Source organism: Micrococcoides hystricis (assembly GCF_042434215.1).
In the GTDB taxonomy this organism is placed as follows: Bacteria; Actinomycetota; Actinomycetes; order Actinomycetales; family Micrococcaceae; genus Micrococcoides; species Micrococcoides hystricis.
On record NZ_JBHLUB010000030.1, the window covers coordinates 115,676 to 129,020 of the forward strand.

Sequence of the window (13,345 nt, forward strand, 5' to 3'; positions counted from 1 at the left end):
TTAGTCGGTCCGCCCCGATTCATCCTGACGTGGTTCCTCCGGATTCGGTCCTTCTGCGGGCCGGACCGGTTTGGTTACCGGTTGTTCGGCGTCGGCCTCACGCACCTCAGTCTCCGTTGCGGCAGTGGCTTGAGTGGTCACTTTGGCGGTGGCCAGTTCCGGGGTTTCTTCCCCGTTGTTGGCGCCGGAGCGGATGGCTTCCTGGTATGGGTCCATGGTCGGGCTGTTCTTCTTGCGGCGGGCATCAATGGTGAACCAGATGATGCCGACCAGCAGCAGGGACAAGACGACCAGTGGAATCGGGCGGGTGAAGAAGATCTCGAAGCTGCCATCGGAGAGCTGCATCGAGCGGCGGAAGTGCTGTTCGATGATGGGCCCGAGGATGAAGCCGAGGATGAACGGGCCAAGATCGTAGTTGAAGGTCCGCAGGATGTAGCCGACGGCACCGAAGATGATGGCCATCAGTACGTCCAGCATGGAGTTGCGGACCGAGTAGACACCGGCGATGGCGACCACGATGATGATCGGGGCCATGATGCTGCCGGGGACTTTCAGGATCTTGGTGAACATGCCGATCAGCGGCAGGTTCAGGATCAGCAGCAGGATGTTGCCGACGTACATGGAGGCGATGACGCCCCAGAACACGTCCGGGTTTTCATCCATCATCTGCGGGCCCGGGGTGATGTTGTGCAACAGCAGGGCGCCGAAGATCAGGGCGAGGACCGGGTTTGGTGGGACACCGAGTGTCAGCAGCGGCAAGAACGCGGAGTTCGAGGACGCGTTGTCCGCGGTCTCGGTGGCGGCCAGCCCGTCCATGGCTCCCTTACCGAATTTCTCCGGGTTTTTGGAGAAGCGGCGTTCGGAACCGTAGGCGATCACGGCGGAGATGGTGCCACCACCGCCGGGGATGATGCCGACGAAGAACCCGATGATGGAGGAGCGCAGGATGGCCCAGCGGGTAGCCAGCCAGTCAGATTTGGTTGGCAGGATCCGCTCGACGGCGGTCTTGGCGACGCCGCCGTAGAAACCTTTTTCGGCGTTCTTCATGATCTCGCCGATACCGAATAGGCCTACGGCGATGGCGACGACGTGGACGCCGGCGATCAGTTCGTAGTTGCCGAAGGTCAGGCGTTCATCGGAGGTGATCGGGTCCAGACCGATGACGGCGACCAGCATACCGAGGGCGGCCGCGGTCATGGACTTCACCCGGGAGCCGGATCCGATGAAGGACACCAGCACTAGGCCTAAGGCGGTGAGTACGAACATGTCCGGGGAGGACACCCCACCGGCGACTTGGGCCAGTGATGGGGCCAGCAGGGACAGCCCGATAATCGAGACGGTGCCGCCGAGGAAGGAGCCGATCGCGGTGATACCGAGGGCCCGGCCTGCCTTGCCCTGCTGGGCAAGGGGGTAGCCGTCGAAGGTGGTCACCACCGCCGAGGCATCACCCGGTAATCGCAGCAGGATGGCGGGGATACGGCCACCGTACATGGAGCCGTAGTAGATGCCGGCGAGCATCATGATGGCGCCGGCTGGGTCCAGGTTGAAGGTCAGCGGCAGCAGCAGTGCGATGGTCGCGACCGGGCCGAGGCCTGGCAGCAGGCCGATCAGGGTGCCGACGGTGACTCCGATCAGCACGAAGAGTAAGTTCATGGGTTGGAACGCGACCTCGAAGCCGGTCGACAACCCGTTGAGGATGTCTTGCATGGCGGGTTCCTTCCTAGAACATGCGCAGGTTCACGCCCAGCAGCGGGCCGAACATGACGTAGACGATGCCGACTGACAGGACGGCCAAGATGGCGGCTTTGAGCCAGCTCAGTTTGGCGACCCAGCGGCCGATGACGAACATGCACACCACACCGGCACCGACGAACCCGGCCCAGTCGTACAGGAAGACGAAGGCCAGCAGGGACAGGGTCATGATGGCGGTGCGCACCAGACCGGCCCGTTCGGGGACGTGGAAACTGTGGTGTTGGATGAGCGAGACGATGGAGCCGACGATGATGGACACAGCTAGGATGGTCGGCCACAGTCCGGGTTCGAAGCTGGCCAGGGTGCCGAGCCCGAGGGGCACGACCGAGACCAGCGCGATCACCGCGACGATGATCAGCACGATGGGGGCGTAGAAGTCACGCAACCCCTGCTCCTCACGTGGAGGTGGGCCGTCGTAACGATCGGCCACCTCCACGTGTGGGGCTAGTTGTTCTTCGTCACGACTCATTTGGAATCGATGCCCAGCTTCTCGTAGAGCTTCTCAAAGCGCTCGAGCTCTTGCGGCATGAACTCGCCGAACCAGGCTTCGCCCTCGACGTCTGGGATCTGGTTGGCGTTGTCCTCAACGAACTTCACGAATTCAGGGTCCTCAACGGCCTTTGCGGCAGCTTCTTCGAGCTTCTCAACGATCTCGGCAGGGACGTCTTTCTGAACGACCAGTGCCTGGGAGCCGGAGAAGTGGACTTCTTCCAGATCCAGCTCGGTGAAGGATGGCACGTCCGGCAGGGCGTGGTTGCGCTCTTCGGTGGAGACGGCCAGGGCGCGGATGTCGCCGTTCTTCAGTCGTGGCAGGGCGGAGGTGATGTCTTGGATGCCGAAGCTGACGTCCCCGTTGGCGATTGCCTGCAGGGCTTCAGGGGAGCCATCGTACGGAACGGCTTCACCGTTGAGCTCGAAGTTCTGGACGATCTCTTCACCGATCAGGTGAGTCGGGTGGCCCTTGCCGAAGTGGGAGAAGGTGACGCGGTCCTTGTCCTTGGTGATGTCTTCGTAGGACTTGTATTTGGAGTCTTTCGGAACGGCGATGACGAAGGCGTTCTCGGCGACTGGCTGGATGGAGCGGAAGTCTTCAATCTTGTAGGTAACCTGCTGCTGCAGCATGGCCGAGGTGAAGGCCCCGGTCGGGGCGAAGAACAAGTTGTATCCGTCCGGTTTGGCACGGGAGGCCTCGGTAGCTGAGATCACGCCGCCACCGCCGGTGCGGTTCACGACCATGACCTTCTGTCCGAGCTCTTCTTCCAGAGCGGCGGCGAACTTGCGGGCCGTAACATCGTTGTGGCCACCGGCTGCGAAACCGACGGTCATTTCCATGTTCTTGGTCGGGTAGTCAGCGGCGTCGCCACTGGAACCACCCTGTGGGCCACATGCGGTTAGAGCGAGGGCGCTGGCGGCGATTGCGGCCACGGCGCGAAGGGTTTTCTTCATGGTCAGATCCTCGAAAAGTAGAAGGTGCAAACTACGTTTTATCTAGTATGACCATAGTCATACCACAAGCGATACCAATGCTTTCTTATCCCTGTGTTAACCATCGCTTATGGTTCAGGCCACTGGGCTTACTTCCCTGTGTTTAGGGGAATTGGGGGGCTTTGTGGGCGCTACTTAGGAAGGTCTGGCCTGTGAAATGGTGTGTCAATTAACTTTTGACAGATGCAACTAATTTTCGAGATTGACTGGAATCCAGCCGAAGCTTCTGCGTACGAACAACCGGTTACTCCGGACGCGAGGATCACCGTCATCGCAAACAGGTAGATCACGGTCCAATAGTTCTCGAAGTTCTCCTCGAAACGCTTGTTGTCCAACGCCACGAATCAGAATCGGCCAAAGAACGCTGGTGAAGCACAGCACGACCAATCCCAGAAAGGCCATGGATGCAATTGATTCGGTACTGAGAGGGTTCTCAATACTCTGCACCAGCAGGACTACCCCGGCAATCAGGGCCAGCGTGTAGACAACGATTCCAACCCACTTATAGGGCAAGTATGCGGAATGGATTTGCGCCTTTCGACCAGCCAGGCTTCGTTCGCGTCCCACACTCTCAACGGTGTGCTCCCCTGCGCGACGGCTTTCGACCTGATCGCCGCAGCGCATGAGCTGGCGGTCGCGAAGTCATTCTTGTTGAGACGCAGGTCTTCAGTGGTCATCAATCTGGCTCGCTTTCAATTCACTAGCTCCCATTATCGTCAGCCAAGAGTGCCAAGAGGAGCTCCGAGCAAGACTGAAGCTGGTGTTGACTCAGCTCCCCCGAGCTGTTGCCCAGAACTACTGGTGCGCTGTGAAAGGGGGTTCCTTTGAGCTGGCGGGAATGGAAAACTCAAGACATGAGGTATTTTCGACTTGCTCATGCTGGACTTGTCCTCGAATCTGAAAAACACTCACTCTTCGTCGATCCGGGTAATCTCTCTTCCGCCGAAGAGCTGCAGCGCGCAATCGCAGCGTCGGAGCCCGTCGCGGGGATCGTCATTACCCATGAACACGCCGATCACTGGACGAGCGAACACATCGAAGAGCTGCGCAAAGCCGCTCCCGAAGCCCCGATCTTTACGACCGAGGCCACCAAAGAAGCGCTCCACCAAGCCGGAATTAACACGAACGTGTTAATTGTGCGGGAGGGTGACCGGAAGCAGGTCGGGCCTTTTCGGCATCGACGTCTACGGTCAATGCTGCACTCCAGCATCCCGGTGGTGGACAACATCGGCATCCACGTGAACAACGAGTTCGCTTGGGGCGGGGACTCTCTGGTGCGTCCACCATTCAGGGCGAAGATCTTGGGTGTTCCTATTGGTTCGCCGTGGTCGAATCTGTCTCAGGTCATGGACTTTGTTCTCGCGGCCCGACCCAAACAGGCTTACCTGACCCACGACGGCATGCTCTCGAAGGCGGGTCTGGGGCTCTACAGCAAACGTGTGCAGGCCTGTCTTGATGAGTACGGCGGCGACTTGTTGACGTTGCCGCTCAAGGAATAGTCCGCCCCTAGACATCCGGTGGGTTGGTGGAAGAATTGGTTTATGGAAAAGAAATTGATTCTCACGTCAGATTTGGCCCGTGCGGCCCGCGCTTTGACCAAGGTCTCTAGGGAGATCATCGGTAAGGCGGCTGGTTTGACGGAGCAGGAAGTCCAGTTTTTCGAACACGGCAGAATCGATCTCACTCCGGGGCAGCGCGAGGCTCTGAAGGCGGCGCTGGAAGAGTATGGTGCGCTGTTTATCCCCGAGGATGGCAGGGTTGGATACGGTGTGCGTCGCCGGCTGACGCGGGATCGGTACATGAAACTCAACGCGTGGGAGGGCGAAGGCGGTGCGTAGCCTCGGCTCTTGGTCCCAGTAAACACAAAACGGGGACCCCTCCGTGGTGGAAGGATCCCCGTCTTGATTGAAGCTAGTTAGGTCGGTGACCTTACTTGGCTGTTGGAATCACGTTGAGTTCGATGTTAGCTACGACCTCTTCGTGAACGCGCACGGTTGCCTTGTGGGTACCGAGCTGCTTGATCGGGGCAGCGAATTCGACGCTGCGCTTGTCGATCTTGCCCAGGCCAGCTGCTTCGATGGCAGCTGCGACGTCGGCACCCTTGACGGTACCGAACAGGCGGCCGGTTTCGCCGGCGGTCACCTGGATGTCGATGGCGTTGGCGGAGAGCTTCTCAGCCAGTGCCTGTGCTTCCTCGCGGTTTGCCACGGCGCGGGCGGCGCGGGCAGCCTTGATGGATTCGATCTGCTTTTCGCCACCGGCGGTCCACAGGGTAGCGATACCGCGTGGCAGCAGGTAGTTGCGGGCGTAGCCGTTCTTAACTTCGACGACGTCGCCAGCGGCACCCAGACCGGTAACTTCTTGGTTCAGAATGAGTTTAGCCATTGTGCTTTTCTCCCCTCTTAGCGGCCAGAGCCGGAGTATGGCAGCAGGGCAACTTCGCGGGCGTTCTTGATAGCCTGGGCGATCTTGCGCTGTTCCTGGACGCTCACACCGGTGACCCGGCGGGCGCGGATCTTGCCGCGATCGGAGATGAACTTGCGCAGCAAGGCAACGTCTTTGTAGTCAATGACCTCGACGTCGGCTGCCTTGAGCGGGTTGGACTTTGGTTTGGGCTTACGGATTTCAGCCTTAGCCATCGTGGTGCTCCTTTAGTGGTTGGAGCCCGCAGCTAATGATCTGCGGGATGGTGAATATGTGGTTAGTGAGTTGAGAAAGGTGTGGGTTAGAACGGTGGTTCTTCGTCCACGCCCGGGGTGTTCCAGGCGTTCGGGCTGGAGGAGGCTTGTCCGCCACCGCCACCCCATGGGTCGGAGTTGTCCCAACCGCCGGAGGATTGGCTCTGCTGTTGTTGGCCGCCGAAGCCGCCACCGCCACCAAAGCCGCCGGCCTGCTGGCCACCGCCGCCACCGAAGTTGCCGCCGCCTCCGCCACGTGGGGCGTTGCGGGAGACTTGTGCGGACGCGAAGCGCAGGGATGGGCCGATCTCATCGACGTCGAGTTCCACGGATGTGCCGGTTCGGCCGTCCTTGGTCTCGTAGTTGCGCACACTCAGCCGTCCTTGGGCAATGACGCGCATGCCCTTGGTGAGCGTTTCGGCGGCGTTTTCGGCCGCTTCCCGCCACAGCGAGGCGCGCAGAAAGAGCGGTTGCCCGTCTTTCCACTCACCGGAGGCCCGGTCGAAAGTCCGTGGCGTGGACGCGATGGTGAAGTTCGCGACCGCGTGTCCGGATGGGGTGAAACGTAGTTCTGGGTCAGCAGTGAGGTTTCCCACTACCGTGATGACTGTCTCTCCGGCCATGATTGGTCCTTCCTACCGGGTTGAAGCTCTTCGGGATGAAGGGCTAGTTAGGCGATGCGCTGATCTTCTGGGCGAATGATCTTGGTGCGCATGATGTCTTCGCTGAGGCCAAGCTGACGGTCCAGTTCAGCTGCAGCAGCTGGGGAGGCCGTGAAGTTGACGACGACGTAGATCGCCTCGGTTTTCTTCTGGATTTCGTAGGCCAAGGTACGGCGGCCCCAAATATCCAGGTTGTCGATGCTACCGCCGTCTTTACGGACGACTTCCAAGTACTTGTTGAGGGTTCCCTCAACGGTACGTTCATCAATCTCTGGGTTAATCAAAACCATGAGTTCGTAGGCACGCATGTGAACCCACCTCCTTCGGACTTTGCGGTCGTGGTCTTTCCACAACAGGAGGTTCTTGCGTAGAAGGCTCATTGTGTACAAAAAGCCTTCGAAAGTTTATCAGTTAGTGGTCTGCAGAACCAAAGAAGGCGTTCAGCAGTTGGGCAAGGTAGAGCGGGTCTTGGGTTCCGCACATTTCTCGGGCCGAATGCATGGACAGCAGCCCGATGCCTAGGTCCACGGTGCGGATGCCCAACCGGGTGGCGGTGATGGGCCCGATGGTGGAGCCGCAGGGCATGGAGTTGTTGGACACGAACTCTTGGACCGGCACCCCAGCTTGGGCTGCGAGGGACTTGACGAGGGCGACGCCCGCGCCGTCGGTGGCGTAGCGCTGGTTGGCGTTGATCTTGATCAGTGGGCCGGAGTTCAGGCGTGGGTGGTTGGCCGGGTCGTGCCGTTCAGCGTAGTTCGGGTGGACTACGTGGCCGGCGTCGGCGGAGAGGTGCCAGGAGGCGGCCAGTGCTTGGTAGCGGGTCTGGCCTTCGGCGTCGAGGCTGAGCAGAATACGGTTCAGGATCTCTTCCAGCATCGGACCGGCGGCCCCGGTGCGAGTGGCCGAACCGATCTCTTCGTGGTCAAAGCTGGCCAGGACTGGGATCTGGCCGTCCTTGCGGGGGTTGGCCGCGTAGTTCAACAGTGCGGCCAGGCCCGTGTAGGTGGAGGACAGGTTGTCCAGGCGGCCGGCGGCAAAGAATTCGCCGTGGGCTCCGAAATGGGCTGGCGGCTGGGAGTCGGCCATCAGGATGTCGTAGCCGGTGATGTCCTCGTGGTTGATCTCCGCGTCTTCGACGGCTTCGGCGATGATCTGCAGCAGGTCGGATTGTACGAGGTCTTGGCCGTCCGGGTAGGTCAGTGCCCAGATCGGGTTGGTGTGCTTTTGCCGGTCTAGCTTCAGCCCGTTGGTGCCGATTTCTCGGTCCAGGTGGATGGCCAGTTGGGGGATGCGGGCGATCGGGGCGGTGCAGACCAGGTGGGCGGCTCCATCGACGGTGTGCACGCGACCAGCGAAGCGCAGCTCACGGTCCAGCCATGAGTTCAGCAGGGGCCCGCCGTAGATCTCCACGCCGGCCTGGGCCCAGCCGTAGGCGGCGGTGGATGGGTTCGGTTTCAGCTTGAAGGACGGCGAGTCCGTGTGGGCGCCGACGATTTGGAATCCGGCCGCTGGGTCAGCATTTTCTGGGATATGCCAGGCGATGATGGCGCCGTCGCGGATGACGAAGTAGCCGCCGGGTGCGGATTCAAAGTCAGCGGATTCGCTGAGCTGGGTGAACCCTGCCTCGGCCAACAGCGCGCCGGCGTTGTGAGCGGCGTGGTAGCTGGTTGGTGAGTCCATGACGCACTCGGCAAGGCCATTGTTGAAGTCTTCGGCGGACTGGTTCAGCACGAAAAAAGCACCTTGTGTGGTCGCGGATAGATACGTGTGGATTACTTTAACCCTAGTCCATCGGCTGTGCTGCTCCGCGGCGGGCCTCAGCCGAACTGTGCGCTCATCCGCACTGCGGCGTTCGGGGCCCCGTACCCTTCGTAGCCGTGTTGGCGCTGCACGACCTCGAAGAAGACGTTGTCGATCGCCACGGTGTAAAAGTGCAGGAAGGTCCTCGGGCCGTCGGCGGTCTGCTCCAGATCGAAAAGCAGCTGGTGCTGGGCCAGCTGCTGGACGGTTTCGTCCGGGAGCTCGAATTGCGCGGCGATCGCGGTGTAGTAGTTCTCCGGCACGGGCAGCCGAAAGTCCGCCAACCGTTTGGCCGCTGCGAAGATGTCCTCGGTGCCGAAGGCGACGTGGGCCGGATAGTCCAGGGTCTGTGGCGCCACGTTCAGCGGTAAGCGCAGCCCGGGGGCGGACATGACGGTGGAGCGGACCAGGCCGAATGGACTGGGGACCTCGGTGCTGTTGCCTCGCTCCAGTCCCAGCGCGGCTTCGAAGAAGAGGGTTGATTCGTCGAACGAATCCCACGGTTGGACCAGGTTGAGGTGGTCAATGCCGTTGAGCAGCTGCCGGCCGGCTTGCTGGCCAACCTGTTCTGGGACGAAGCGGATCGCGGTACCGTCCGGGGCCAGGACCGCGTCTTGGTCACCGCCTCGCTGCGACCAACCTAGGCTCTGCGCGCGCAGCAGGCTCGCCCCGGGGTCAGCTGAGGCCACGCTGAAACCGGTGACGCCGCGGGCGGGGTCCGCAGTCGTCACGGCGTTGACCTCGACCTTGATGGGACAGTGCGGCTCGTGCACGCCCAGTGCCGTGAGCAACGGCCGAAGTCGTTCTGGGGCCGCACTGGTGATCTGTAGCGCCTTGATGCCGGTGGCCGTCGGGGCCTCCGGCAGCGCGTGCAGTTCGGCGCGTTCTCGGCCGGCCAAGACGTCCGGCTGAGCGGCCAGCCAGCGGGCGGTTTGGTCTTCGAGCCAGCGCAGCGAGCGGTACCCGGCGGCGGCCGTGCGTTCATTGTCTGCCTGCCGGAAGACGTCATTGAAGATTTCTAGGGAAACGGGCCCGGTGTAGCCGGCTTGGATGACGCGGCCGAAGAACTCGTCAAGGGCGAAGGAGCCCTCGCCGGGAAAGAGCCGGTGATGCCGGGACCACGACAGCACGTCCATCTGCAGGCGAGGCGCGTCCGCCAGCTGTAGGAAGAACAACTTTTGCGGGTCCATCAGGGCGATCGCGGTGGGGTCCGCGCCCTTGGACAGGATGTGAAAGGAATCGAGGCAGCTGCCCACGTTCGGGTGATCGGTCAGTTCGACCAGCCGGTGTGCGTGGCGGTAGTCGTTGACGTAGCGGCCCCAGGCTAGGGCCTCGTAGGCGACCTTGATGCCAAAGTCTGCGGCTACCTCTCCGAGCCGGTGGAGCTGTTCGGCGATGAGGGCGTCGTCGTGGATCTGTGCCGTGGCGACGTTGGAGCAGACCAACATCATCTTCACGCCCAGCTGCTCCATGGTCGTGAAGGTCGCAGCCGCCCGCTTCAGGTTCCGGCCGAGCTGGTCTTCAGTGACGCCCTCAAAGTCCCGGAAGGGCTGGTACAGGTCCAGGCTGAGTCCCAGGTCGGCCGCGAGCGCGGCGATTTCCGTGGGTCGTTTCGCGGAGACGACGAGGTCTTGTTCGAAGACTTCGACGCCGGTGAAGCCGGCATTGGCGATGGCGGCGAGCTTGTCCGGCAACGATCCGGAGATGCAGACGGTGGCGATGGAGGTGTGCATGGTTTAGGCGACGGCCCTTTCCGTGGCGATGAGTTCGTTGAAGTGCCGGCGCATCCGCTCTTCATCGGCCTTGCGCCCGGTGAACAACTCGAAGGAATCAATGGCTTGGCCCACGGCCATGTGGCCCCCGTCCATGACGATGCAGTCTGCGTCCCGGGCGGCGCGGACGAGTTCGGTGTCGATGGGGCGGTAGATGGCGTCGGCCACCCACATCTGCGGGCGCAGCCAGCCGGTGTCGATGGGGCACCCCGGGTGATGGGCCATGCCCACCGGGGTCGCTTGGACGAAACCGTCGACGACCTTCATGACGTGTTGAACCTGGGCCACCTCGATCGGCACGATGCGCGCTGCGGGGAAGCTCTTGGCCAGCCGGCAGGCCTGCGCCTGCGCGGCGGTGTGGTCCAGATCCGCCAGGAAGAGTTGTTGGACGCCGGCCTGCAGGAGCGCAAAGCCAATGGCGGACCCGGCTCCCCCGGTGCCCAGTTGCAGCACGCTGCCCAGCAGGTCTGCGGGGATGGTGTTGCGCAGGCCGCGGCCGAATCCACTCACATCTGTGTTGTAGCCGCAGCTGACCTCGCGCAACAGCACGGTGTTGACGGCACCCAGCTCGGCAGCCATCGGGGCCACCGTGTCCAGGCAGCCGAGCACCTCTTGTTTGTGCGGATGCGTGACGTTGAAGCCGGTGAAACCCAGATCGGCGGCATATTGGAGCAGCTCGGCCAAGCTGTAACCCAGACGCGCGGTGTCGATCGGGCGGTAGAGCAGCGGCAGGCCCTGTTCGGCGGCCTCGCGTTCGATCATCGGCGGGGTCAGCGAGACGCCCACCCCGTGGCCGAGCAGGCCGATGAGTTGAGATTCGTGTGGCAGACTCATGGTGTTCTTCCTTTTTGTTGTGCACGTGTTGCAAACTTGTTTCATGGCTGCACCAACCATTCGCGATATCGCCGCTCTGGCCGGGGTCTCACCTTCCACCGTGTCCCGGGCGTTGGCTAAACCCCAGATGGTCGCGCAAGAGACCCTTGATCGGGTTCAGCAGGCCGCCCAACAATTGGGCTACCAACCGCACCCGGTGGCGCAGTCGCTGGCGCTGCGTCGGACGGGAAACATCGGGCTGATTGTCCCGGACATCGCCAATCCTTTCTTTGCGCCGCTGGTCAAGACCCTGCAGCGTGACGCGCGTGCAGCCGGTTATTCACTTTTTGTGGTCGACACTGATGAGGACGCCGATCAGGAGTGGGAGCTGGCCCAAGCCCTGATCCGCCAAGTCGATGGTCTGGTCATCGCTTCCTCACGCCTGTCGGATGAGCGCATCCGCGAGCTGGCGGAGCGGTGTCCCACCGTGACCCTCTCCCGCATGGTGGAGGGGGTGAGCGGGGTGGCCACCCCGGCCGGGGTTGGCTTGACCCAAGCCGTGGAACTGCTGGCTGCCTTGGGCCACACCCGCATCGCCTGGGTCTCCGGTCCGGCCGCCAGCCTGACCGCTGCCGAACGGCAGTCCTCCGTGGAGAGCGCCGCCGCCGGCAATGACGTTGAACTCATCTCGTTGGGTCCTTTCTCTCCAACGCTGAACGCTGGTGTGCGGGCGGCCGAGCTGGTGCGGGCCAGGGGCGTGACCGCGGTGATGTGCTACAACGACTTGATCGCTCTAGGCACCCTGCAACAGCTGCAACAGCGCGGAGTCGCTGTGCCCGGGGACGTCTCGGTCGTGGGCGTGGACGATGCGGCATTGGCCGTGCTGGTCGCTCCGCGGTTGAGCACCGTGCGCATCCCGATCTGTGCGGCGGGGGCGGCCGCGTTGGGAATCTTGCGGCGGATGTTGGACGGCAACCAGACGCCGGTGCACCAGACCATGGACGGTGAACTCATCGTTCGGGAGTCTTCTGGGCCGGCCCGGTCTGATCAAGCGCCGCAAGGTTAAGCTGGCTGTTCTCCCGGCCCGACCAGGCGGAACCGGCGGAGATAAACAGGCTGACCGCGCCGAAGATGGCCACCGGCAACCAGTTGTGGCTTGGGCCCGCCAGCGCCGCCGCGATGGCCGGGGCGAAGCCTCCGATCAGGTAGCCCAGTTGCGTACCGACGGCGACGCCGGTGTAGCGCACCCTTGCCGGGAACATCTCGGTGTAGAGCGAGCCTTGGATGCCGTTGGCGCCGGCGCCCATCCCGGAGAGCAGGACCGCGCCGATCAGCACCGGCCAGAACTCGCCGGTGTTGACCGCCCACAGGAACGGGAACATCATCAGCCCGGCCATGACCATGGAGCCGGCAAAGATCGGCCGGCGGCCAACGCGGTCTGAGAGCTTGGCCCAGAACGGAATCACGAGGATTTGGGTGAAGTTACCCAGCGTGGTGGCCAGCAGGTACTTGGCAGGGTCCATGCCCACCTCGTCCGAGGTGGCCAACGACAGCCCGTAGACCATGAGCAGGGTGCCGAACACGGACAGCAGGCAGCAGCCGATTACCCGCAGCAGGGCGTGCCAGTGCTGGGTAAACACCTCGGCAACCGGGACCCGCTCGATCTGCTGGGTGGCCTTGGCCACCTTGAAGGAATCAGTTTCATCCACGCTGCGGCGGATGAACACGGCCACCAGCGCCAACGGACCCGCGATCAAGAACGGGATGCGCCAACCGTAGACCAGCAGCGCCTCGGTGGGCATGAGCGCCACGAACATGAACGCGGAGGAACCCAGGACGTTGCCCAGCGTGGTGCCGACCATGGTCCACGAGGCGTAAAGTCCGCGCTTGCCTTCGGGCGCGTGCTCGATCGACAAGGAGTTGGAGCCGACCTGCTCACCGCCGGCGGAGAGGCCCTGCACGAGGCGCAGCAGCACCAGCAGGATCGGCGCCATGATGCCGATCTGGGCGTAGGTGGGCAGCAGGCCGATCGCGACCGTGGCCAGCGCCATGAGGTTCAGCGACCACATCAGCGCGGTCTTCCGGCCAAGCCGGTCGCCGAGTCCGCCAAAGATGATCGCGCCGACGGGGCGGGCGATGTAGGCCACGCCGAAGGTGCCCAAGGACGCCAGCACCGAGCCCAGCTCCCCGAGCGGAGAAAAGAACGCGGGCCCGAAGACCAAAGCGGACGCACTGGCGAAGAGCATGAAGTCGTAGTACTCCACGGTGCTGCCGAAGAAAGCGCTCAACGCGGCCCGGTTGCCCATCTTTCGGCGACGTTCGGCGTCGGCTGTCATGCTCACAGTTTCTATCTTCTGTGCTCCGGTGGTCGTTTGCATAGGAT

Annotated in this window: 14 protein-coding genes; 3 read left to right on the forward strand and 11 right to left on the reverse strand. The window is 62.5% G+C overall.

The features are described from left to right. The 3 genes from ACFFFR_RS08540 to ACFFFR_RS08550 are packed head-to-tail and all read right to left on the reverse strand — an operon-like array spanning position 1 to position 3,198. Positions 1-1,707, reverse strand: a complete 1,707-nt coding sequence (locus tag ACFFFR_RS08540) for a tripartite tricarboxylate transporter permease (protein WP_377459574.1) — start codon at positions 1,705-1,707, stop codon at positions 1-3. A 13-nt stretch (positions 1,708-1,720) separates the two neighbouring features. Continuing rightward, positions 1,721-2,221 (reverse strand): tripartite tricarboxylate transporter TctB family protein, encoded by a 501-nt coding sequence (locus ACFFFR_RS08545; RefSeq protein ID WP_377459576.1) that lies wholly within the window; start codon positions 2,219-2,221, stop codon positions 1,721-1,723. Next, positions 2,218-3,198, reverse strand: coding sequence for a tripartite tricarboxylate transporter substrate binding protein (locus ACFFFR_RS08550; protein WP_377459578.1), 981 nt, complete (start codon positions 3,196-3,198; stop codon positions 2,218-2,220). The genes ACFFFR_RS08545 and ACFFFR_RS08550 overlap by 4 nt, the downstream gene beginning before the upstream one ends. Before the next feature lie 893 nt (positions 3,199-4,091). Between ACFFFR_RS08550 and ACFFFR_RS08555 the strand changes: the two genes are divergently transcribed. Then, positions 4,092-4,736, forward strand: coding sequence for an MBL fold metallo-hydrolase (locus ACFFFR_RS08555; protein WP_377459580.1), 645 nt, complete (start codon positions 4,092-4,094; stop codon positions 4,734-4,736). Between the two features lie 42 nt (positions 4,737-4,778). Then, complete coding sequence (locus ACFFFR_RS08560; protein ID WP_377459581.1) at positions 4,779-5,075, forward strand: XRE family transcriptional regulator; 297 nt, start codon at positions 4,779-4,781, stop codon at positions 5,073-5,075. Positions 5,076-5,166: 91 nt separating this feature from the next. Here the strand turns inward: ACFFFR_RS08560 and rplI are convergent, their stop codons facing one another. The 7 genes from rplI to ACFFFR_RS08595 form a co-directional block, all read right to left on the reverse strand. Beyond that, positions 5,167-5,622 carry a 50S ribosomal protein L9 gene (gene rplI, locus ACFFFR_RS08565; protein WP_377459583.1) on the reverse strand — a complete coding sequence of 152 codons (456 nt, stop codon included), beginning with the start codon at positions 5,620-5,622 and terminating at the stop codon, positions 5,167-5,169. Positions 5,623-5,639: 17 nt separating this feature from the next. Then, positions 5,640-5,876 carry a 30S ribosomal protein S18 gene (rpsR, locus tag ACFFFR_RS08570; protein WP_377459585.1) on the reverse strand — a complete coding sequence of 79 codons (237 nt, stop codon included), beginning with the start codon at positions 5,874-5,876 and terminating at the stop codon, positions 5,640-5,642. An 86-nt stretch (positions 5,877-5,962) separates the two neighbouring features. After that, complete coding sequence (locus ACFFFR_RS08575; RefSeq protein WP_377459587.1) at positions 5,963-6,538, reverse strand: single-stranded DNA-binding protein; 576 nt, start codon at positions 6,536-6,538, stop codon at positions 5,963-5,965. Positions 6,539-6,585: 47 nt separating this feature from the next. Continuing rightward, positions 6,586-6,885, reverse strand: a complete 300-nt coding sequence (rpsF, locus tag ACFFFR_RS08580; protein ID WP_377459589.1) for a 30S ribosomal protein S6 — start codon at positions 6,883-6,885, stop codon at positions 6,586-6,588. Positions 6,886-6,988: 103 nt separating this feature from the next. After that, positions 6,989-8,308 (reverse strand): M18 family aminopeptidase, encoded by a 1,320-nt coding sequence (locus tag ACFFFR_RS08585; RefSeq protein WP_377459590.1) that lies wholly within the window; start codon positions 8,306-8,308, stop codon positions 6,989-6,991. 86 nt (positions 8,309-8,394) lie between these two features. After that, positions 8,395-10,110 carry a sugar phosphate isomerase/epimerase and 4-hydroxyphenylpyruvate domain-containing protein gene (locus ACFFFR_RS08590; protein ID WP_377459592.1) on the reverse strand — a complete coding sequence of 572 codons (1,716 nt, stop codon included), beginning with the start codon at positions 10,108-10,110 and terminating at the stop codon, positions 8,395-8,397. A gap of 3 nt (positions 10,111-10,113) precedes the next feature. Beyond that, positions 10,114-10,983 (reverse strand): shikimate dehydrogenase, encoded by an 870-nt coding sequence (locus tag ACFFFR_RS08595; protein WP_377459594.1) that lies wholly within the window; start codon positions 10,981-10,983, stop codon positions 10,114-10,116. A gap of 43 nt (positions 10,984-11,026) precedes the next feature. Between ACFFFR_RS08595 and ACFFFR_RS08600 the strand changes: the two genes are divergently transcribed. Further along, positions 11,027-12,028 (forward strand): LacI family DNA-binding transcriptional regulator, encoded by a 1,002-nt coding sequence (locus ACFFFR_RS08600; RefSeq protein ID WP_377459596.1) that lies wholly within the window; start codon positions 11,027-11,029, stop codon positions 12,026-12,028. On the opposite strand, the gene ACFFFR_RS08605 is transcribed toward ACFFFR_RS08600, so the two are convergent. Beyond that, the gene (locus ACFFFR_RS08605) at positions 11,973-13,298 is read right to left on the reverse strand and encodes an MFS transporter (protein WP_377459781.1); all 1,326 of its coding nucleotides are present in this window, start codon (positions 13,296-13,298) and stop codon (positions 11,973-11,975) included. The genes ACFFFR_RS08600 and ACFFFR_RS08605 overlap by 56 nt on opposite strands. Between the last annotated feature and the right edge of the window lie 47 nt (positions 13,299-13,345).